The organism is Klebsiella pneumoniae (assembly GCF_000742135.1).
Classification (GTDB): domain Bacteria; phylum Pseudomonadota; class Gammaproteobacteria; order Enterobacterales; family Enterobacteriaceae; genus Klebsiella; species Klebsiella pneumoniae.
The window spans coordinates 2203663-2224685 of the sequence record NZ_KN046818.1 but is presented as its reverse complement, the minus strand read 5'-3'; the positions used below and the strand labels follow the sequence as shown (position 1 = coordinate 2224685).

Here is a 21023-nt window from a genome sequence, read left to right as displayed (position 1 = left end):
CCTGCGGGCCTGCTGTTGACGAATCGCCGAGCGTTGTTAATCGATGCGAGTTTTGACGATAAAGAAGTAGCACAGCGCCCCGGCAAAGGTCACCCCGGCGGCGATCACCAGCGCCAGATTGAAAGAGTGAGTCGTATCCACTACCCAGCCGGTCACGATCGGCGCGAAGGAGGCAAACACAAAGCTGCCGAAGTTCTGGATCGCCGCCACCGAAGCCACTTTATGCTCCGCCACCATTACCTGCACCAGCCCCCAGGCGGACGTCCCGGCAAAATGAACGCAAAACAGCGCCATGGAGATAAAAGCCACCGCCTGGGCTGGCGTGGACGATTGCACCACCAGCAAGGTGCCCAGCGCCGACAGCACCAGACCGATAACAATCGCCGTTTTGCGGGTTTTCGCCTGATCGTAGCCTCTGCGCGCCAGGGCATCGACCACCAGGCCGTTGACCCACATCCCCCCCGCCGCGGCAAGAAACGGGATCGCCGCCACCCAGCCGGTACGGGCCAGGCTTAACCCCTGCTGCGCCTGCAAATAGCCGGGTAACCAGGCGATATACAGCCAGCCGGTGTAGTTCACACCGGAAAAGCCGAGGATCATCCCCCAGGTAGTCCGCCGTTTAAACAGAGCCAGCCATTCGCTAAACTTCAGCGCCGGGCGGGCCGCCTCCTCACTGGCCAGATACTGCTGCTCCTCCTCCTGCAGGGTAAACTGCCGACGGTTACGGTAGCCCACATACCAGCACAGGCCGACCACGATCCCGGCTAAACCAATCACCACAAACATCGTTCGCCAACCCCAGGCCAACTGCATGATGACCAGGGCCGGCGGGGCGATAGCCTGGCCCAGCACCGTCGAGGAGTTGAATATTCCCACCGCCGTGCCGCGCTCTCTTTGCGCATACCAGTCGTTGATCGATTTCACGCCGGCTGGCATAAACGGCGCTTCGCCGATCCCGAGGCCAATGCGCAGCAGAATAAAATGCGAGAACGAATTGACCATCCCGGTCAGGGCCTGCATTGCGGACCAGAAAATCAGCCCGGCGCCCAGCACAATCCGTGGCCCCAGGCGATCCAACAAAATACCGGAGGGCAGTTGCGCGAAGCCGTAAGAGAGCGAAAAGGCGGAGAGCAGCACCCCGAACTCGGTGGCGCTAAGGCCCAGGTCGGCGCGTATCGCCTCCCCGGCGACGCTCAGCGAAGAGCGGTCAAGAAAGTTGACGATACCGGCGATAAACAGCAGCGTCAGGGTGATCTTCTGCACCCGACGGATGCGTAACGGCGTCGCCCCGGTCCGGGCGGCAAGAGTCTCGATAGCCATCGTTGTTCCTTACAGAGTCATATGAAATAGGATGTCTGATAAGTAAGGCAATAGGTCGACTACCATACAAGAGTTAGGGTTGAAAAAAGCGGCAGGGATCACACATGACGAGCTTAGGCCCGTCCCCACCCCGCCACGATGATTAGCATGCCGCACAGGGCGACGGCCGCGCCCGCCCAGTCATAATGGGTTAATTTGACCCCATCAACGACCCGCAGCCAGAGCAATGCGGTACAAACGTACACCCCACCGTAGGCGGCATATACCCGCCCGCTGGCGGCCGGATGGAGCGTCAGGAGCCAGACGAATAGCGCCAGCGCCAGGGCGGTGGGGATCAGCAGCAGCGGCGTTGCCCCGCGCTTGAGCCATAGCCACGGTAGATAACAGCCGACGATTTCACACAGAGCGGTAGCAAAGAACAGCAGCGTTGTTTTGAGCATTAAAAGATTCGTAAAAGAGACAAAGCGTTGAACCATTCTACGCGATAATGGCCTCTGCCCCACGCTGTTTTGCCGGCTATGCCCGACAAAAGAGCTGTAGTAAACTGAACCTGAGGGTTAACCCATCACTTAAAGGAAATCGTGATGAACATGACACTGAACAAACGCTGGTGCCTGACCGCCATTCTGGTGTTAAGCGCTGTGGTCTACACCTCCAGCTCCTATGCCGCCACCGACCGGCTGGTGATTGAATCTGGCGACAGCGCGCAGAGCCGTCAGCAGGCGTCGATGGAAAAAGAGCAATGGAACGACACCCGCAGCCTGCGCCAGAAGGTGAACAAACGGGCGGAAAAAGAGTGGGATAAAGCCGATGTCGCTTTCGACGCGCAGGATAACTGCCAGAAGAGCGCCAACGTCAATGCCTACTGGGAGCCAAACACCCTGCGCTGTCTTGACCGTCGCACCGGCCGCGCGATCAATCCCTGAGCCGCTCCCTGACCACGCTGGCGCCTGCGGGCGCCGCCTTTCTGTAATCCCTTTTCCGTTTTGACCACAGGAATCTCCATGACCGACGCGCTACACGTCAAACTCCGCCCGCTTGAGCGCGAAGATTTGCGCTTCGTCCACCAGCTCGATAACAACGCCAGCGTCATGCGCTACTGGTTTGAAGAGCCGTACGAGGCCTTCGTTGAGCTCTCCGATCTGTACGACAAACATATTCACGATCAAAGCGAGCGCCGCTTTGTCATCGAATGCAATGGCGATAAAGCCGGACTGGTGGAGCTGGTTGAAATCAACCATGTGCACCGCCGGGCCGAGTTCCAGATCATCATCTCCCCCGACTTCCAGGGAAAAGGTCTCGCCACCCGCGCCGCACGCCTGGCGATGGACTATGGCTTTACCGTGCTCAATCTGTATAAGCTGTATTTAATCGTTGATAAAGAGAATGAAAAAGCGATCCATATTTACCGCAAGCTCGGCTTTATGGTCGAGGGTGAACTGATCCATGAGTTTTTCATTAACGGCGAGTACCGCAACACCATCCGCATGTGCCTGTTCCAGCACCAGTATCTGGCCGAGCACAAAACGACCGGGCCGTCCCTGCTGAAGCCGACGGCTCAGTAATAATCGATACGGTTTTTAATGGTGTAGTGGCGGGTCAGCGGCGGCTGGACGCTTTCATCGATCACCTGCAGCTCACAGCTCAGCGGATTGTCGTGATCGTCGTAGTCGCAGGTCTGACGCACCGTGCCCAGCGTGCGATCGTTGAAGGTGCTGATGGCGGTATAGTCCAATTTCTTACGCGGATCCTTTGACGGCGTTGAGGCGACGGTAAATCGCTCCTCTTTGGCGGTGGTGGTTTTTCCCAGCGGATAGCCATCGCTGTCATAGCGGTAGGTGGCGGTGGTCTCTTTGCCGCGTGCGCTGATAATAAAACCGTTATCATCCGTCTCCCAACTCACCCCGGCGGCAGGCATCTCCGCCAGCTGACACTTGCCCTGCAGGCGCAGCCGCTTCTCGTGGGTGCGCCCGTCGACGTAATAGTTGGCGTCCAGCAGCAGCGTGGCGCCGGTTTTGTTCTCCACATCTTCCAGGGTCAGCAGATCGAAACACCCTTCCCTGGAGAGCTGAGCGCTCACCTTCTTGACCACCACATCGTGTTCATCCAGCAGCGTCTGGCTAAAATCTTTCACCGGCCCGCGCAGGGGATCAAACTCAAACTCATTGGAAAAACTCGCCATCTCCGGGGTGAAGGCGTCCGGGGCGCTTTTACGGTCGCATGCCGTCAGCAGCAGCGCTGCCGGGATCAGCCAATACAATCTTTTCACAGACGATTCCTTTTGTGTACATCCGATCATATTAGCAAATACAATTGTTTACACCAGTTCTGCTATGCTTAAATCTGGATAACATCGATAAGGAGCGTAAGATGAAGCTATCCCTCTGCACCGGCGCTGCGCTACTGCTGTGCTCCACGGCCGTACTGGCGGCTCCCGACTCCTGTGAACGGGTCAAAAGCGACATCCAGCAGAAGATCATCAACAATGGCGTACCGGAAACCGCCTTCAGCCTGGCCATTGTGCCAAACGATCAGGCAGACCAGCCCGGGGTTCAGGTGGTCGGTCATTGCGCCAACGACACCTTCAAAATCACCTATACGCGTAACAGCGACAGTCCCGCCGAAAACGACGCTCAGTAAGCCCTCTTCGGTTTCAAATGAAAGACCTTATCCCTGCATTGACCAGGGATAAGGTCTTCTGGCTACCCATAACGTATTATCGCTCACCCCTGCGTCTGTTAATGACGTGGCGGTCCTTCTCCGCACAGCATAACTATCATGGAGTGAGCAATGTCGAATCAGGAATCTCCCGGCGGCGTCAGCCGACGCGCGCTACTAAAATCTACAGCCCTCGGCTCCCTGGCGCTGGCCGCCGGCGGGCTGACCCTGCCCTTTACGCTGCGCCGCGCCGCGGCGGCGGTACAACAGGCTACCGGCGACACAACCCGCATTGTCTGGGGCGCCTGCTCGGTTAACTGCGGCAGCCGCTGCGCCCTGCGGCTGCACGTGCGTAATGATGAAGTGGTTTACGTCGAAACGGATAATACCGGCGACGACCGCTACGGCGACCATCAGGTCCGCGCCTGCCTGCGCGGGCGTTCGATTCGCCGGCGCATTAATCATCCGGATCGCCTTAACTATCCCATGAAGCGCGTCGGCAAGCGCGGAGAAGGCAAATTTGTCCGCATCAGCTGGCAGGAGGCGCTGGATACCCTCGCCGACCGCCTGAAGAGCGTGGTAGCACAGTATGGCAACGAAGCCGTATACATTAACTACTCTTCAGGGATCGTCGGCGGCAACATCACCCGTTCGTCGCCTTCCGCGTCGCCGGTGGCGCGTTTAATGAACTGCTACGGCGGCTCGCTTAACCAGTACGGTACCTACAGTACTGCGCAGATTGCCTGCGCCATGCCCTACACCTACGGCAGTAACGACGGCAACAGCACCTCGGATATTGAAAACAGCAAACTGGTGGTGATGTTCGGCAACAATCCGGCGGAGACCCGGATGAGCGGCGGCGGCATTACCTGGTATCTGGAGCAGGCCCGCGAGCGCTCTAACGCGCGAATGATCGTCATCGATCCGCGCTACACCGATACCGCCGCCGGTCGGGAAGATGAGTGGATCCCCATTCGCCCCGGCACCGACGCCGCGCTGGTGGCCGGTATCGCCTGGGTGTTGATTAACGAAGATCTGGTGGACCAGCCTTTCCTTGATAAATACTGCGTTGGCTACGACGAGAAAACGCTCCCGGCCGGGGCGCCGGCGAATGGTCATTACAAAGCCTATATCCTCGGCGAGGGCGACGACGGGATCGCTAAAACGCCGCAGTGGGCCTCGCGTATAACCGGTATCCCCACCGATCGCATCATTAAGCTGGCGCGCGAAATCGGCATGAGCAAGCCGGCCTACATTTGCCAGGGCTGGGGGCCCCAGCGCCAGGCCAACGGCGAACTCACCGCCCGGGCGATCGCCATGCTGCCGATCTTAACCGGCAACGTCGGCATCAACGGCGGCAATAGCGGCGCCCGCGAATCAACCTACACCATCACCATTGAGCGCCTGCCGGTGCTGGAAAACCCGGTGAAGACCGCCATCTCCTGCTTTACCTGGACCGACGCCATCGCGCGCGGTCCAGAGATGACCGCCAGCCGCGATGGCGTACGCGGAAAAGAGAAGCTGGATGTGCCGATCAAGTTCCTGTGGAACTACGCGGGCAACACCATCATCAACCAGCACTCCGACATCAATAAGACCCACGAAATTCTGCAGGATGAAAGCAAGTGCGAAACCATTGTGGTTATCGACAACTTTATGACCTCGTCGGCGAAATACGCCGACCTGCTGCTGCCCGACCTGATGACCGTTGAGCAGGAGGATATCATTCCTAACGATTACGCCGGCAATATGGGCTATCTGATTTTTATTCAGCCCGCCACCTCAGCGAAGTTCGAACGCAAACCGATTTACTGGATCCTAAGCGAAGTGGCGAAACGACTCGGCGACGACGTGCATCAACGTTTTACCGAGGGACGTACCCAGGAACAGTGGCTGCAGTATCTGTACGCCAAAATGGTGGCGAAAGATCCGGCGCTGCCGGCCTACGAGGATCTGAAGCGAATGGGCATCTACAAGCGCAAAGACCCGAACGGCCACTTCGTCGCCTATCGCGACTTCCGGCGCGATCCTGAAGCGCATCCGCTCAAAACCCCGTCCGGCAAAATTGAAATCTACTCCAGCCGACTCGCAGAGATTGCCGCCCGCTGGCAGCTGGAGAAAGACGAAGTTATCAGCCCGCTGCCGGTCTACGCCTCCACATTTGAAGGCTGGGACGATCCGCTGCGCAGCCAGTATCCGCTGCAGCTGTTTGGTTTCCACTATAAAGCGCGCACCCATTCCAGCTACGGCAACGTTGATGTATTACAAGCGGCCTGTCGCCAGGAAGTATGGATCAATCCGCTTGACGCGGAAAAACGCGGGATTAAAAACGGCGATATGGTGCGCGTTTTTAATCAGCGCGGCGAAGTCCGTCTTCCGGCGAAAGTGACGCCACGCATCATGCCGGGGGTCTCGGCGATGGGCCAGGGCGCCTGGCACGACGCCAATATGACCGGAGATCGGATCGACCATGGCGCCTGCATGAATACCCTGACCACCCACCGCCCGTCGCCGCTGGCGAAGGGGAATCCACAGCATACCAACCTGGTCGATATCGAGAAGGTTTAAGGAGTAAACCATGAGCACGCAATATGGATTCTTTATCGACTCCGCTCGCTGTACCGGATGCAAAACCTGCGAGCTGGCCTGTAAGGACTACAAGAACCTGACTCCGGAGGTCAGCTTCCGCCGGATCTATGAGTATGCCGGCGGCGACTGGCAGGAGGACAACGGCGTCTGGCAGCAGAACGTGTTTGCCTATTACCTCTCCATCGCCTGTAACCACTGCGAAGATCCGACCTGCACCAAGGTCTGTCCGAGCGGCGCGATGCATAAGCGCGAAGACGGTTTTGTGGTGGTCAACGAAGAGGTATGCATTGGCTGCCGCTACTGCCATATGGCCTGCCCGTACGGCGCCCCGCAGTATAACGCCGACAAAGGCCATATGACCAAATGCGATGGCTGTCACGAGCGCGTCGCCGAGGGGAAAAAGCCGATCTGCGTCGAGTCCTGCCCGCTGCGGGCGTTGGATTTCGGGCCAATTGCCGAACTGCGCGCTAAGCACGGCCAGCTGGCCGCGGTAGCGCCGCTGCCGTCGGCGCACTTTACCCGGCCGAGTATCGTTATCAAACCTAACGCCAATGCCCGGCCGTGTGGCGATACCACCGGTTACCTGGCGAACCCGAAGGAGGTGTGAGATGGGAAACGGATGGCATGAATGGCCGCTGGTGCTGTTTACGGTGCTGGGTCAGTGCGTGGTCGGCGCGACCATCGTCAGCGGTCTTGGCTGGCTGGCGCTGGGGGACCAACGGGAAGCCCGGCGGCGGCTGGTGCGCAATATGTTTTTTATCTGGCTGTTGATGGGCATTGGTTTTCTTGCTTCGGTGATGCATCTCGGTTCACCGCTGCGCGCGTTTAACTCGCTGAACCGCATCGGCGCCTCGGCGCTGAGCAACGCAATCGCCAGCGGCGCTCTGTTCTTCGCCGTGGGCGGATTCTGGTGGCTGCTGGCGGTGCTGGAAAAAATGCCGGCGACGCTGGGTAAAGTCTGGCTGGCGATCGCCATGCTGTTAGGGCTGCTGTTTGTCCTCGCAATGACCCGGGTTTACCAAATCAATACCGTGCCAACATGGTACAATGGCTACACCACCAGCGCGTTCTTTCTGACGGTGCTCCTCAGCGGGCCGCTGTTTGCCGCCCTGCTGCTGCGGCTGGCGAAAGTCGACTTTAACGGCTGGTTTTTTGCCGGACTGAGCGTGGCCGCGCTGGTCATCAGCGCCGCAGTTATCATTATGCAAAGCGCCGGGCTCAGTACCCTTCACAGCTCGGTTCAGCAGGCGGCCACCCTGCTGCCAGATTACGGCAAACTCCAGGCGCTACGCCTGGTACTGCTGGCGCTGGGCCTCGGCTGCTGGCTATGTCCGCTGATCCGCCGCCAGCCGCCGCGCGCTACGAGGCTGCTGATCGGCCTGCTGCTGGTCTTGATCGCCGAATGTATTGGCCGCGGCCTGTTTTATGGTCTGCATATGACCGTCGGTATGGCGGTTGCCGGTTAATGAGACGGCGCGCAGGCGCGCGCCGCAGAAAGGAATAAGTGATGATGCCGTTCCCAAATCGCGACGCCGTCGCGTTAAGCGCCCGCACCCTGGGCGCGCTGTTCTCTTATGCGCCGAATAGCGCGGAAATTGCGCCGCTGGTCGCCGCCTTCCAGGACGGGAGCTGGCAGCAGCAGTGGCCCTTCCCGGTCGCAGCCCTGCTGGCGTCAGGGTTTGCCGCATCGGCTGAAGAAACGTTGCCGGAAGCCTGGCAGCGCCTGTTTATCGGGCCATGGGCCCTGCCGGCGCCGCCCTGGGGCTCTGTCTGGCTGGATAAAGAGTCTGTGCTGTTTGGCGATTCCACGCTGGCTCTGCGCCAGTGGATGCGCGAGAACGGTATCGCGCTGGAGGCCGATGGCAACGAACCGGAAGATCATTTCGGCACCGTGCTACTCCTGGCGGCATGGTTGTGCGAAACGGAGCAGGATGCGTTGTTCGCTCAGCTGCTGGCCTGGCACCTGCTGCCGTGGTCCGGGCGTTTCCTGAGTGTCTTTGTCGACCATGCCGCCCACCCCTTCTATCAGGCGCTGGGTCAGCTGGCGCAGGCGACTCTGGCGCAGTGGCAGGAGAGTCTGCCGATCGCCGTGGCGCAAAAACCGCTCTATCGTTAACCCTTCGCCGCGCCGATATCCGGCGCGGTTTTATTTTGCCGCTTCCCAGCCTTTCACCCGCACTTATCGCTTTTGCATCTAAGGTTATTCCCTATCACAATAAGCCAATGTTTTCCGAACCTCGCCGTGACTAATGCATCGTCTTCATCCCTATCCTGATGTGCAGGTGATGTTTCGCCGCCTGCTGATCGCCACCCTGATTGGCCTTCTCGCCGCCCTGGCGGTGGCGCTGTTTCGCCACGCTATGGTGGTGCTGGAAACGCTGTTGCTCAGTAATGACAGCGGGAGCCTGGTCAACGCCGCACAGTCGCTGCCGGCGTGGCGTCGGCTGGTTACCCCCGCGCTGGGCGGCCTGACGGCGGGAACCTTACTCTGGCTCTGGCAACGACGCAGCGTCGCGCGTCCGCATGCCGCCACCGATTATATGGAAGCCCTGGAGACCGGCGACGGCTGTTTCGATACGCCGGCAAGCCTGGTGAAATCACTGGCGTCATTGCTGGTCGTGGTGACCGGCAGCGCGATTGGCCGGGAAGGCGCCATGATCCTGCTGGCCGCGCTGGCGGCCTCGCTGTTTGCCCGTCGCTTCACGCCGCAGAGTGAATGGAAGCTATGGGTCGCCTGCGGCGCGGCTGCCGGGATGGCCAGCGCCTATCATGCCCCGCTGGCCGGCAGCCTGTTTATTGCTGAAATTCTCTTTGGTACGCTGATGCTGGCCTCGCTTGGGCCGGTGGTGATCTCGGCGGTGATCGCCCTGCTGTTGACGCAGTTTCTTAATGGCGGCGCCGCGCCGCTGTATCACGTCGTGTTACAGCAAAACCTCAGCGCCCTGCACTATGGCTTAATGCTGGCGACTGGCCTGCTGGCCGGGCTGTGCGGGCCGCTGTTTATCTGGCTGATGGACTACAGCCACCGCGGGTTCGTTAAACTAAAGCTGGCGCCGCCGTGGCAGCTGGCGCTGGGCGGGCTAATTGTCGGCGGCTTATCGCTCATCACCCCGGCAGTATGGGGCAACGGCTACAGCGTAGTGCAAAGCTATTTGCTGCTGCCGCCGTCCGGTGCGCTGCTGGTGGGCGTATTTATCTGCAAACTGCTGGCGGTGCTGGCCAGCAGCGGCTCCGGCGCGCCTGGCGGGGTCTTCACCCCGACGCTGTTTGTCGGCCTGGCGATGGGCATGCTGTTTGCCTGCTTCAGCAGGCTGTGGCTACCGGGAAGTGAAGAAATGGCCATCATGATGGGTCTGACCGGCATGGCGGCGTTTCTGGCCGCCACGACCCATGCGCCGATCATGTCAACCCTGATGATTTGCGAGATGACCGGGCAGTATACGCTGCTGCCCGGTCTGCTGATAACCTGCGTCGTGTCGTCTGTGCTGTCGCGGACGTTACGCCGGGATTCGATCTATCGCCATCACGTTGCCGAGCATGTCTAAGTCGACGTAGCGGCTCAGCTCACGCTGTTCGGCGCGCGGTAGATAAGGCAGCTCGCCGATCAGCGGCGCCGGCAGCTTTTTGCTGAGGACATCGATGATTTCGGCGTAGTGCGCCAGACCGGGGTTGATCCGATTGGCCACCCAGCCAATCAGCGGTAAACCGTCATTGGCGATCGCCTGGGCTGTCAGTAGCGCATGGTTGATGCACCCCTCCTGGATCCCCACCACCATCAGCACTGGGAGCTGCTCCTGAACCACCCACTCGGAGAGCGGCCGCAGGTCGTTCATCAGGCTGCGCCAGCCGCCGGTGCCTTCAACCACCACGTGTTCGACCTGCGCGGCCAGACGCTGCAAACCATCGGACAGCAGACCGTAGTTGATCGGGCAGCTATGCGCCACGCTGCTCTCGTCTTCGCTTAAGGCGATGGGGTTGACAGCCTCATAAGGTAACGCCAGCGTGGAGACGCTCTGCAACACCAGCGCATCTTTGTTACGTAAACCGTCCGGCGTCTCTTTGCTGCCCTTCGCCACAGGCTTATACCCGGCCACGCTTTTGCCTCTGGCAGCAAGTGCCTGCAACAGCGCACGGGAAACCACTGTCTTCCCGACAGAGGTGTCTGTACCTGTAATAAAGAAACGCTTAAACATCACTAACCCCACAGTTTTGTCGATGAAATATACGGGAGAGAAATAATCAACGGTGGGCAAAGTCTACGTGAAGCCGTCTGAGGTCAGCTTGAGATAGCGCAATTTTTGGTGTGACTATGAAAAAATGTTAACCCTGTAACAGTCGTATGAGTAAGGATCCGTTATAGAGCGCATCTTTAACCAGCGCCGCGCCAGCCATCGTTCCGCGGTTGGAGAACTGAGTACTTTCAACGGTAATATGCCGGCTATAGGCTGGGAGAGATTGTTGCCGAATACAGCTGGAAATTGCCGGAAAAAGAATTTCTGCCGCCAGATTGAACGGCGAGCCAATCAGAATTTTCTGCGGATTAAACAGATTGACCATGATCGCCAGAATCCGCCCAACGTGATTACCCACGCCGCTGATGATGTCCCGGGCTAGCAAATCGCCCTGCAGCGCCGCCTGACAAAGCCACTCCACGCTCAGCGGACGCTGGTGCAGCAGCGAGCTCATCGACTGCGCCATGCGCATCTGCGCCAGCTCCAGCACGCTTTCTACGCTGGCAATCGTCTCCAGACAACCATGGTTGCCGCAGTAACAGCGTTTGCCGTAGGGATCGACCTGGGTATGGCCAATCTCCACCAGGCTGCTGCTGCCGGCGTGCAGCAGGCGCCCATCGGTGATCACCCCGGCGCCGACGTTATGATCGATGACCACCTGAATGACGTCCCGGGCGCCGCGCGAGGCGCCAAACAAAGATTCCGCCATAGTCCAGGCGCTGATGTCATGCTGAATATAGACTGGCACCCCGGTATGATTGGCCAGCGCTTCGCCGAGCGGGACATCTTTAACATCCTCATAAAACGGCATGCGATGAATAATGCCATTTTCGGTATCGATAATACCGGGCATCGTCATGGCGATGGAGGTAAGGCGTTCCAGCTTCTTTTGATGGCGAATAAAGAAACGATCAATATGGTCGATAACGCGCGTCAGAAACGGCGTGCTGTCGGTGAGCGCCAGCTCCAGCTGATCCTCCACCACCAGCTGACTGCTTAAATCACGCAGCGAAAGATGGATCTCACCGCGGCTGATGCGCACCGCCAGATAGTGCCATGCCTCGGTCTCCACCATCAGCCCCACCGCCGGGCGGCCGCGGCTGCCGGGCTCCTGGATCTCGGTCTCCTGAACCAGATGCGCTTCCAGCATTTCGCGGACGATTTTGGTGATGCTGGCCGGCGCCAGTTGCGCAAATCGGGAAAGGTCGATACGCGATACCGGGCCGAGCTGATCAATCAGGCGATACACGGCGCCCGCATTGGTCTGCTTTATTTGATCGATATGGCCTGGTTGACTATCCGCTACCACCATTGACTCCCTTATTTTCGCGCTTCGAAATAAACTTTCGGCTATGGTGAAGCACTTCGACGGTGAACGTCAAATTTTTACTTAGCCTTGTGATTTACCGCACATTTCCAGCCCCTTTTCGCCTCAATTATGCTCGCTTTTCCAGGAGAGCAGCGCCTCACGAAAGCGTTTTGCCAGTGCCCCTTGCTCATGGTGTTTAGACCACACCAGCCACATCTCCGATACCGCATCCTGTTCGTCGATCGGCAGCCAGCGCATTTCACTGAGCTGGACGCGCTGAAAGGAGGCCGGGAGGATCGATACCCCCAGGCCGGCGGCCACCAGACCAATAATCGTCATTGCCTCCCCCACCTCCTGGGCAATCTTCGGCGTGTGGCCGTAGCGGCGCAGCAAGCCGAGGATGTCGTCATACAGGCCAGTGCCGACGTGCGGGTCGAAAAAGACGAAGGGCTCGCGCGCCAGCGCCGCCAGGCTGACCGAGGGCTGGCGGGCCAGCGGGTGATTCGCCGGGACCATCGCCAACAGCGGCTCGCGCAGAACCCGCTCCCACGCCAGGGTATCCGGCAGTTGAGTATTGCGCAGCAGCCCCAAATCCAGAGCCCCCTCGCTCAGGGGCACTATCTGTTCGCGGGTGTTAGTCTCGCGGGTGAGAATATGCACATCCGGATGGCGTTGGCGAAACATCGATAGCGTATCGGAGACGGCCTTAATAAAAGGGGCTGAGGAGGTAAAGCCGATGCGCAGCTCACCCGTTTCGCCATGGTGTAGACGGGCGGCGCGAGCAGCCGCCTCATCCACCTGGGCGAGGATTTGTCGGCTATCGGCGAGAAACTGCTTTCCGGCCGCCGTCAGGCTGACGCTGCGGTTGGTACGGGCAAACAGGCGAGCGCCGGTCTGCTGCTCAAGGATCTGAATCTGCTGGCTTAGCGGTGGTTGAGAGATGTTTAGTCGCGCCGCGGCGCGGCCAAAATGTAGCTCCTCGGCGACGGCGACAAAGTAGCGCAAATGACGCAACTCGATATTCATATTTAAAACGTCTTATTTGAGATTATTAATATATTAGACAGAATATTTACATTTTCATACCCTAAAAATGTGAGCTGAATGGTCACAACACTCTGTTGGTAAGCAGCAACTTCTACGCAAGGAATTCTCTGTGAGTCGTACAACAACCGTTGACACCGTGCCGGCGGGCGAGGTCAGCGTCGCTGGTGCATCCCGCCCGGATCCGTTTATTAAGCGTGGCACCCCGCAGTTTATGCGCGTCACTCTCGCGCTGTTCTCCGCCGGTCTGGCCACCTTTGCCCTGCTCTACTGTGTGCAGCCGATCCTGCCGGTGCTGTCGAACGAGTTTGGCGTGTCGCCGGCCAGCAGCAGTATTTCGCTTTCAATTTCCACGGCGATGTTGGCGGTGGGCTTGCTGTTTACCGGCCCGCTGTCGGACGCTATAGGCCGCAAGCCGGTGATGGTCACCGCCCTGCTGCTGGCCGCCTGCTGTTCACTGTTGTCGACTATGATGACCAGCTGGCACGGCATCCTGATTATGCGCGCTCTCATCGGCCTGTCGCTGAGCGGCGTAGCGGCGGTCGGCATGACCTATCTGAGCGAGGAGATCCACCCCAGTTTCGTCGCCTTTTCGATGGGACTCTATATCAGCGGCAACTCCATCGGCGGCATGAGCGGCCGCTTGCTGACCGGGGTCTTTACCGATTTCTTCGGCTGGCGCGTGGCGCTGGCGGCGATCAGCGGCTTTGCGCTGGCCGCGGCGATTATGTTCTGGCGTATCCTGCCCGAGTCGCGCCATTTCCGCCCGACCTCGCTGCGACCGAAAACGCTGCTGATTAACTTCCGTCTGCACTGGCGCGACCGTGGCCTGCCGCTGCTGTTCATCGAAGGTTTTCTGCTGATGGGCGCTTTTGTCACCCTGTTTAACTATATTGGCTACCGGCTGATGATGTCGCCGTGGTCGTTAAGCCAGGCGGTGGTAGGCCTGCTGTCGGTAGCTTATCTCACCGGGACCTGGAGTTCACCGAAGGCAGGGGCCATGACCGTACGCTTTGGCCGCGGGCCGGTGATGCTTGGCTTTACAGCGGTGATGCTCTGCGGCCTGCTGCTGACGCTCTTTTCTTCCCTGTGGCTTATTTTCATCGGCATGCTGCTGTTTTCCGCTGGCTTCTTCGCCGCGCATTCCGTCGCCAGCAGCTGGATTGGCCCACGCGCCCGCCGCGCCCGCGGTCAGGCGTCATCGCTGTATTTGTTCAGCTATTATTTGGGTTCAAGTCTTGCCGGGACGTTAGGCGGGGTATTCTGGCATCACTACGGCTGGAACGGCGTCGGTGGGTTTATCGCGCTGCTGCTCCTTGCCGCGCTGTTGACCGGCACCTGCTTACATCAGCGACTGAAATAGTCGCGTGTGACGTGGCCTGCGGGCCACGTTTCACCACATGCCCATTATGGAAGACAAGCCCATCAGCTCTCTGACGGCATCAACGGACAGCAGTGCAATAAACAGCCAGGTGAACGGATTCATAAACCACCCCCGAACCTCCAGACCTGTGTAATCGATCACAGTTTAGTACCGATATGTTACCGTTTTCTGTCACACCGATCACAGAGGTGAGCTTATTCTCCCGCCATGTGTCTTTCCCTTCCCCTGTGCGCAACGCTCGACCCGCCGGGCGTATCAGGATAGTGTAGAGGCAAAGCGATAATCTCTTTATTCACCTGTCACGGACCGAACGCCACTATGACTGAAAATACGCCTTATCAGCAGCTTACCCGTACCTTTCAGCGCCTGTCGCGCTTTTCGCATCTCGCCGCCATCGCCGGCTGGGATATGTTCGCGATGATGCCCCCGGGCGGGAGCGTCGCCCGCGGCGAAGCGCTGGCCGAGCTCGGCGTGCTGCAGCATCAAATCCTGACCGATAAAAAAGTGGGACAATGGTTACAGGAGGCCCGCCAGCAGGATCTTAATGATGTTGAACAGGCCAACCTGCGGGAAATGCAGCGTCAGTACGATCAGGCGGCGCTGCTGCCGGAGAGCCTAGTGGAAGCAAAATCGCTGGCCGGCAGCCGCTGCGAACATGCCTGGCGCAGCCAGCGTCCCGCCAATGACTGGACGGGCTTTGCCGACAACCTACGCGAGGTGGTCAGACTGAGCCGCCAGGAAGCGCAGATCCGCGCCGATGCCAGGGGCGGCTCACGCTACGACGCGCTGCTGGATATTTTCGAACCGGATATGACCAGCGCGCGGCTGGACAGCCTGTTCGCCGATCTCAAATCGTGGCTACCTTCCCTGCTTAGCCAGGCGGTGGAGAAGCAGGCGAAGCAGACGCTAATCGCCCCGCAGGGGCCTTTCCCCATTGCTGAACAACGGGAGCTGGGCCTGCAGGCGATGCGCATTCTTGGCTTTGACTTCGACGGCGGGCGCCTCGACATCAGCGCCCACCCGTTCTGCGGCGGCGTACCCCAGGATGTGCGCATCACCACCCGCTACAACGAAAACGACCTGCTCAGCGCTCTGTTCGGCGTGATCCACGAAACCGGCCACGCCCGCTACGAGCAGAATCTACCTCGCCCGTGGGTCGACCAGCCCGTAGGACTCGCCCGCTCCACCGCTATCCACGAGTCGCAGAGCCTGTTTTTTGAAATGCAGCTGGGACGCAGCGAGCGGTTTCTTAACCGCCTGTTACCGGCGGTGCGCGAGCGGTTTGGCGATCGGCCGGCCTTTAGCCAGGACAACTTTGTCGCCTGGAATCAGCAGGTGAAACCCGGCTTTATTCGCGTCGATGCCGATGAGGTGAGCTACCCGGCGCATGTCATCCTGCGTTATGAAATTGAACGTGCGCTGATCGACGGCGAGATTGAGGTAGATGATATCCCGTCGCTGTGGGACGAGAAAATGCAGCACTGGCTGGGGCTGTCGACCACCGGCAACTATCGGGATGGTTGCATGCAGGATATTCACTGGACCGACGGCGGATTCGGCTATTTCCCTTCCTATACCCTGGGCGCGATGTATGCCGCGCAGCTGATGGCCGCGGCCCGCCGCGCGCTGCCGACGTTAGATCGCGATATTGAGGAAGGCGATTTCAGCGCCCTGTTCGACTGGCTGCGGCAGAATATCTGGCAGCATGGCAGCCGCTTCACCACCTCGCAGTTGATTCAGCAGGCCACCGGTGAGGATCTTAATAGCCGCTACTTCCGCGAGCACCTGACCACTCGCTACCTGTAATCATACGCGCCGGGCTACCCGGCGCGTCCTGTCGTTCCTGCCTTGTACATTCGGTTACACGCCGATACCAAACACTCACGGAAAGCTCGAAAAGACAAGCATATAGTGATTTCACCGGCCCCGCAGTGGGGTTGAAATTAAGAAAACTTTTCGAGGATATCAGAATGAAAAAAGTATTAGCTCTGGTCGTTGCCGCTGCTATGGGTCTCTCTTCCGCCGCTTTCGCTGCTGACGCAGTAAGCACCACTCAGGCACCGGCTGCCACCCACAGCACGGCTGCCAAGACCACCCATCACAAAAAACACCACAAAGCCGCGGCAAAACCGGCCGCAGAGCAGAAAGCTCAGGCTGCCAAAAAACACAAAAAAGCAGAAGCTAAACCAGCCGCTGCTCAGAAAGCCCAGGCCGCTAAAAAACACAAAAAAGTAGCAGCTAAACCAGCTGCTCCGCAGAAAGCTCAGGCGGCGAAAAAGCATCACAAAGCTGCGGCTAAACCGGCAGCCCAGAAAGCGCAGGCAGCGAAAAAACACCACAAAACCACTAAACACCAGGCCGCTAAACCGACTGCACAGCCGGCAGCATAATTCCTCCCGGTGAACCAACCTTCTTAATAATCGGCGCTGTTTCAGCGCCGTTTTTTCTGGAGAGCACTATGCTGCGGCGCTATCGTTTTGAGCTCATCCTGATCCTGCTAATTATATGCGCAGTGGTTGCAACCCGTTTTTTCCTCTCTTAATTATTTATCCCGCGCTCGCATTTTGCTGCTTCTACCAGCTTTTCATTAAAATGAATACCGTGCGGCTATCGCTGACCCGCTCCCCGCTTCCCATTATCCTGTGACTCTCTGCGGCGCAAAAAAATGTCCGGCGCCAGAAGACGCCAGACATGTTAGTCGTAATATGGCGCACGCCTGGCCCTTGCCGGGTGGCGCGCCCATCACAATGCACGCACTGCTTCCATCACCAGATAGCCGGTCGCGCCCCAGATAGCGACTGAGACCAGGGAAACATAAACCAGTGCGCGAATACCTTTTTTAGACATAAGCCCTCCGAACGCAGGGGAAATAGAGTTCAGGCTATCATCGCCGGTACTACCTCTCTATTTACTCAACGGCAGGGCGACGGTAACAACGTTTTCGGTGAGAAAATGTTTCGCATTGAAAATAATTACGAGAGGCGTAAAGAAGTGCGAATTCCGGTGAAGATCTGGTGGGTAAAAGTATTATTTTTGGGCATTATGCTGACAAACCAGGAATAATCCCACGGATGAATTGCTGCATTATTAACCGAATTCAGTACGTTCTGATACATGAATTTTGTTGCGCAAGACGCCACTTTCTGCGGAAATAGCACAAGCAGAACACTGGTATTAACCGCTTGAAATCAGGAGGTTTTACCAGCGCCAGACCCCACCGCGCGCTGATGTGGTATACGGTTTGGCCTGTTTAGAATTATTGTTTACTTTCAAAAACTTAAATCTCCTGCTACTGTCAATAGACATCATAGCCTCCCCAGAGAGTGATATGCGTAGAGACGTTCTGTTATTACTGTGTTCATTTTATCTGTTACCTCTGGGCGCACATGCCGATGATAGCGGACTGAGCGCCAAAGATATTAAGACGTTGTTTTTCGGTCGCGATGACCGCAAAGCGGTGAACCGCCCCGAGGAGAGTCCGTGGGACGCGATTGGCCAGTTGGAAACCGCCAGCGGCAATCTGTGTACGGCGACGCTCATCTCTCCGCATCTGGCGCTGACCGCGGGCCACTGTCTGTTAACGCCCCCGCGCGGCAAGCCGGACAAAGCGGTCGCCCTGCGCTTTATTTCCCGCAAGGGCAACTGGGTCTATGAGATCCACGGCATTGACGGGCGAGTCGATCCCAGCTTAGGCAGACGCCTGAAAGCCGATGGCGACGGCTGGATTGTCCCTTCCGCTGCGGCGCCGTCCGATTTTGGCCTGATCGTGCTGCGCTATGCTCCGTCTGGCATTGCGCCGATCCCGCTCTTTCCGGGCAGCAAGGCCGATCTCACCGCCGCGCTGAAGGCGGCGGACCGTAAAGTTACCCAGTCTGGCTATCCTGAAGATCATCTCGATAATCTTTACAGCCACCAGGATTGCATCGTGACAGGGTGGGCGCAAACCAGCGTACTGTCGCATCAGTGTGACACCCTGCCTGGCGACAGCGGCTCGCCGCTGCTGCTGAAAACGGAGGACGGCTGGCAGGTGATCGCCGTGCAGAGTTCGGCCCCCGGCCCGCAGGATCGCTGGCGGGCGGACAATCGCGCCATTGCGGTGACTGGCTTTCGCGATAAGCTGGAGGCGCTTGCCGGTGAGTAATGGACCGAGGCCGGTGAAGAATATCATTATTGACATCGTCCTGGCGGAAATGATTTTCCGCCAGCCGAAAGCAGTGAACCTGCGCAGCCCTCAGCGTCACCTGACACAATTACAGCGGGGCCAGGCGTGAAGGAAGTTTCCGTTTGCCGCCTGGCTTTGCAGGCGGCGAGACGTCAGGCGAGTTTAATTAACACCATGCCGGCTACCAGCAGGATAACCCCCGCCCAGCCTTTGTTATTCAGACGCTGACCAAACAGCACCCAGCCGGCGGCGATGGTCGCCGCGATACCGAAGCCGCCCCACAGCGCATAGGCGACCGAGAGATCGATCCCTTTAACCGCCTGCGACAGGGCGCTGAACGCGCCCAATACTGCCGCCAGGGACAGGATGCCGTAGATCTTGCGGCGGAAGCCGTCGGAAAACTTCAAAAAGACGTTGGCAATAATTTCCAGCACAATGGCGATTGCCAGCCAGGCGGCGTGGATCCACTCAAACTGCTGCATGGGCCACCTCCTGCTTGGAAGACGCTTTTTTCTGGGTGCCGGACTTAATTAAGACGATCCCTATCACCAGGGTGGTCAAGCCGGCTATTTTCAGCAGGGACAGACTCTCATCAAACAGCAGCACGCTGAACAAGGTAATCAGTAAAATACCGATCCCTTCCCACAACGCATAGGCCACACCGAGGGCAATCTTTTTAACCGCAAAGGCAAGAAAAATATATGACAGGGCAATCATGGCCAGCATTAAAATAAAGCCGGTGTGCCCGCCGCTCACGCTTGCCCATTTCATAGACAAGGTGCCGGTAATTTCAGCAATAATTGCTAAAGCTAATAAAATCCAATAAAACATGATCCCTTCTCCTGCTTGAGAATATAATCCATTACCGTTTACGCGAGACGTAAACAGGAAAATTTCTGACGTAGATATCGCTGTGCGCTTGGCGCCAGCTCAGGCAGAAAGAAGGTGACTATAGCGCCGAATGCCAGTGCTGTTCGCCGGCAAAACGGGAAAAAGTGAGGGATACTGCGGGGTGATTTAAAATATACATCCTGAACTGATTGTCCATAAAATTACAATTATCCGCGGTGTTGCTTCTCGTCCGGTGCGGATGAAAATTGTCCTCAGTAGTTAAACACAGGTAGATTTGTAGCATAGTGCTACATTTAATTCAAAGACTTTGCAATTCTTTACGCCGCGGTTTTTCTTCAATGCGTTTGTTCTGCAAAAAAGCGTCATTATGCTAATGTAACGCAACCTGTTAATAGGCAAGGAAGTTTGAGGTCGGGATCCTATGGCTAAACCCATTATTACACTTAACGGATTAAAGATGGTCATCATGTTGGGCATGCTGGTGATCATCCTTACCGGCATTCGCTTTGCGGCGGACATAATCGTCCCGTTTATCCTGGCGCTTTTTCTGGCGGTGATCATCAATCCTCTGGTCCAGCTCCTGGTCCGCTGCCGGGTGCCGCGCGTGCTGGCGATCTCGCTACTGATTGGCCTGATTGTTATGTTAGCCATTGTGCTGCTGGCCTCGCTGGGGACCTCGCTCAACGAGCTGGCGCGCACCCTGCCGCAGTATCGCAACTATCTTTATGAGCCGATGCAAACCATCGCGCCCTGGCTGCAGCGTATGGGATTCACCGTTTCGGTGGTCGAGCTCAATAAGTACATCGACCCTAACGCCGTAATGACCCTGGTCACCAGCCTGCTCACTCAGCTGTCGAATGCCATGTCCTCTATTTTTCTGCTGCTGCTGACGGTGGTGTTTATGCTGCTGGAGGTGCCGCAGCTTCCCGCTAAGCTGCAGCAGTTAATGTCCAGACCAGTAGAAGGCATGGGCGCCATCCAGCGGGCCATCGACAGCGTATCGCATTATCTGGTGCTGAAAACTGCGATAAGCCTGATCACCGGCCTGGTGGTCTGGGGCATGCTGGTGCTGCTGGATGTGCGCTTCGCCTTTATGTGGGGGCTACTGGCCTTCGCGCTGAACTATATTCCCAATATCGGTTCCGTGCTGGCGGCCATTCCGCCGATCCTGCAGGTGCTGGTGTTCGGTGGTCTGTACGAGGCGCTGGTAGTGCTGGCCGGCTACCTGATCGTCAACCTGGTATTCGGCAATATTCTCGAACCTCGTATCATGGGGCGCGGGCTGGGCCTCTCGACGCTGGTGGTATTCCTGTCCTTAATCTTCTGGGGATGGTTGCTGGGTCCGGTTGGCATGCTGCTCTCGGTGCCGTTGACGATTATCGTCAAAATTGCCCTCGAGCAGACCAGCGGCGGGCAGAGTATCGCTTTCTTATTAAGCGATGTCAGTAAACAGTAGTCCTTCCGCAGGCCGGC

General features: G+C 58.0%; 25 protein-coding genes. 15 read left to right on the top strand and 10 right to left on the bottom strand.

Annotation, left to right across the window (positions count from 1 at the left end; translation table 11 throughout):
- Positions 1-36 precede the first annotated feature (36 nt).
- Both DR88_RS14905 and DR88_RS14910 read right to left on the bottom strand, forming a co-directional pair.
- Positions 37-1320 (bottom strand): MFS transporter, encoded by a 1284-nt coding sequence (locus DR88_RS14905; RefSeq protein ID WP_004148309.1) that lies wholly within the window; start codon positions 1318-1320, stop codon positions 37-39.
- Positions 1321-1433: 113 nt separating this feature from the next.
- On the bottom strand, positions 1434-1796 hold the full coding sequence (locus tag DR88_RS14910) for a YnfA family protein (protein ID WP_072143281.1): 363 nt from the start codon (positions 1794-1796) through the stop codon (positions 1434-1436).
- Between the two features lie 108 nt (positions 1797-1904).
- On the opposite strand from DR88_RS14910, the gene DR88_RS14915 reads away from it, so the two are divergent.
- Both DR88_RS14915 and speG read left to right on the top strand, forming a co-directional pair.
- Positions 1905-2246 (top strand): DUF1283 family protein, encoded by a 342-nt coding sequence (locus DR88_RS14915; RefSeq protein WP_025862254.1) that lies wholly within the window; start codon positions 1905-1907, stop codon positions 2244-2246.
- A 78-nt stretch (positions 2247-2324) separates the two neighbouring features.
- Positions 2325-2885: a spermidine N1-acetyltransferase gene (speG, locus tag DR88_RS14920; RefSeq protein ID WP_025862255.1), complete on the top strand. Its 561-nt coding sequence runs from the start codon at positions 2325-2327 to the stop codon at positions 2883-2885.
- Here the strand turns inward: speG and DR88_RS14925 are convergent.
- A complete protein-coding gene (locus tag DR88_RS14925; protein WP_004183934.1) occupies positions 2879-3589 on the bottom strand; it encodes a YnfC family lipoprotein in 711 nt (236 codons plus the stop codon). The genes speG and DR88_RS14925 overlap by 7 nt on opposite strands.
- A gap of 101 nt (positions 3590-3690) precedes the next feature.
- Here DR88_RS14925 and DR88_RS14930 point away from each other — a divergent pair, with 101 nt between their 5' ends.
- The 6 genes from DR88_RS14930 (at position 3691) to clcB (ending at position 10112) form a co-directional block, all read left to right on the top strand.
- Positions 3691-3960 carry a DUF1161 domain-containing protein gene (locus tag DR88_RS14930; RefSeq protein WP_002903714.1) on the top strand — a complete coding sequence of 90 codons (270 nt, stop codon included), beginning with the start codon at positions 3691-3693 and terminating at the stop codon, positions 3958-3960.
- Between the two features lie 150 nt (positions 3961-4110).
- Positions 4111-6546: a selenate/tellurate reductase subunit YnfE gene (gene ynfE, locus DR88_RS14935; RefSeq protein ID WP_004148307.1), complete on the top strand. Its 2436-nt coding sequence runs from the start codon at positions 4111-4113 to the stop codon at positions 6544-6546.
- A 10-nt stretch (positions 6547-6556) separates the two neighbouring features.
- On the top strand, positions 6557-7174 hold the full coding sequence (locus DR88_RS14940) for a DMSO/selenate family reductase complex B subunit (protein WP_032443873.1): 618 nt from the start codon (positions 6557-6559) through the stop codon (positions 7172-7174).
- Between the two features lies 1 nt (position 7175).
- On the top strand, positions 7176-8033 hold the full coding sequence (locus DR88_RS14945) for a DmsC/YnfH family molybdoenzyme membrane anchor subunit (RefSeq protein ID WP_032443872.1): 858 nt from the start codon (positions 7176-7178) through the stop codon (positions 8031-8033).
- 41 nt (positions 8034-8074) lie between these two features.
- On the top strand, positions 8075-8683 hold the full coding sequence (dmsD, locus tag DR88_RS14950; RefSeq protein WP_032443871.1) for a Tat proofreading chaperone DmsD: 609 nt from the start codon (positions 8075-8077) through the stop codon (positions 8681-8683).
- Positions 8684-8816: 133 nt separating this feature from the next.
- Complete coding sequence (gene clcB, locus DR88_RS14955; RefSeq protein ID WP_004148305.1) at positions 8817-10112, top strand: voltage-gated ClC-type chloride channel ClcB; 1296 nt, start codon at positions 8817-8819, stop codon at positions 10110-10112.
- Here clcB and bioD read toward each other — a convergent pair.
- From bioD to ynfL, 3 genes are all read right to left on the bottom strand, one after another.
- Positions 10065-10760: a dethiobiotin synthase gene (bioD, locus tag DR88_RS14960; protein WP_002903703.1), complete on the bottom strand. Its 696-nt coding sequence runs from the start codon at positions 10758-10760 to the stop codon at positions 10065-10067. The genes clcB and bioD overlap by 48 nt on opposite strands.
- 127 nt (positions 10761-10887) lie before the next feature.
- Positions 10888-12108 carry a sugar metabolism global transcriptional regulator Mlc gene (gene mlc, locus DR88_RS14965; RefSeq protein WP_002903701.1) on the bottom strand — a complete coding sequence of 407 codons (1221 nt, stop codon included), beginning with the start codon at positions 12106-12108 and terminating at the stop codon, positions 10888-10890.
- 123 nt (positions 12109-12231) lie between these two features.
- Complete coding sequence (gene ynfL / locus DR88_RS14970; protein WP_021469331.1) at positions 12232-13134, bottom strand: multidrug efflux transcriptional activator YnfL/SxtR(Kp); 903 nt, start codon at positions 13132-13134, stop codon at positions 12232-12234.
- 130 nt (positions 13135-13264) lie between these two features.
- Here ynfL and ynfM point away from each other — a divergent pair, with 130 nt between their 5' ends.
- Positions 13265-14515 (top strand): multidrug efflux MFS transporter YnfM/SxtP(Kp), encoded by a 1251-nt coding sequence (gene ynfM / locus DR88_RS14975; RefSeq protein WP_002903698.1) that lies wholly within the window; start codon positions 13265-13267, stop codon positions 14513-14515.
- Between the two features lie 30 nt (positions 14516-14545).
- On the opposite strand, the gene DR88_RS31460 is transcribed toward ynfM, so the two are convergent.
- Positions 14546-14638, bottom strand: coding sequence for a KPN_01571 family protein (locus DR88_RS31460; protein WP_004206050.1), 93 nt, complete (start codon positions 14636-14638; stop codon positions 14546-14548).
- A 216-nt stretch (positions 14639-14854) separates the two neighbouring features.
- Between DR88_RS31460 and DR88_RS14980 the strand changes: the two genes are divergently transcribed.
- The 5 genes from DR88_RS14980 to DR88_RS0125695 all read left to right on the top strand — a co-directional run bounded on the left by DR88_RS14980 (position 14855) and on the right by DR88_RS0125695 (position 18807).
- Positions 14855-16342, top strand: a complete 1488-nt coding sequence (locus DR88_RS14980) for a carboxypeptidase M32 (RefSeq protein WP_002903695.1) — start codon at positions 14855-14857, stop codon at positions 16340-16342.
- A gap of 164 nt (positions 16343-16506) precedes the next feature.
- Positions 16507-16926, top strand: coding sequence for an acid resistance repetitive basic protein Asr (gene asr, locus DR88_RS0125710; protein ID WP_002903693.1), 420 nt, complete (start codon positions 16507-16509; stop codon positions 16924-16926).
- A 68-nt stretch (positions 16927-16994) separates the two neighbouring features.
- On the top strand, positions 16995-17078 hold the full coding sequence (gene ydgU, locus DR88_RS31850) for a small membrane protein YdgU (RefSeq protein WP_049244021.1): 84 nt from the start codon (positions 16995-16997) through the stop codon (positions 17076-17078).
- A gap of 786 nt (positions 17079-17864) precedes the next feature.
- A complete protein-coding gene (locus tag DR88_RS14985; protein WP_032443870.1) occupies positions 17865-18677 on the top strand; it encodes a trypsin-like serine peptidase in 813 nt (270 codons plus the stop codon).
- A 13-nt stretch (positions 18678-18690) separates the two neighbouring features.
- On the top strand, positions 18691-18807 hold the full coding sequence (locus DR88_RS0125695; protein WP_002903685.1) for a hypothetical protein: 117 nt from the start codon (positions 18691-18693) through the stop codon (positions 18805-18807).
- 43 nt (positions 18808-18850) lie between these two features.
- Here DR88_RS0125695 and kpnF read toward each other — a convergent pair whose 3' ends face one another.
- From kpnF to DR88_RS31845, 3 genes are all read right to left on the bottom strand, one after another.
- A complete protein-coding gene (gene kpnF / locus DR88_RS14990; RefSeq protein ID WP_002903683.1) occupies positions 18851-19180 on the bottom strand; it encodes a multidrug efflux SMR transporter subunit KpnF in 330 nt (109 codons plus the stop codon).
- Complete coding sequence (gene kpnE / locus DR88_RS14995; RefSeq protein WP_002903681.1) at positions 19167-19529, bottom strand: multidrug efflux SMR transporter subunit KpnE; 363 nt, start codon at positions 19527-19529, stop codon at positions 19167-19169. Before kpnE ends, kpnF begins: the two co-directional genes overlap by 14 nt.
- 118 nt (positions 19530-19647) lie before the next feature.
- Complete coding sequence (locus DR88_RS31845) at positions 19648-19728, bottom strand: hypothetical protein (protein ID WP_463728799.1); 81 nt, start codon at positions 19726-19728, stop codon at positions 19648-19650.
- A 243-nt stretch (positions 19729-19971) separates the two neighbouring features.
- Between DR88_RS31845 and DR88_RS15000 the strand changes: the two genes are divergently transcribed.
- On the top strand, positions 19972-21006 hold the full coding sequence (locus DR88_RS15000; protein ID WP_002903679.1) for an AI-2E family transporter: 1035 nt from the start codon (positions 19972-19974) through the stop codon (positions 21004-21006).
- Positions 21007-21023 lie beyond the last annotated feature (17 nt).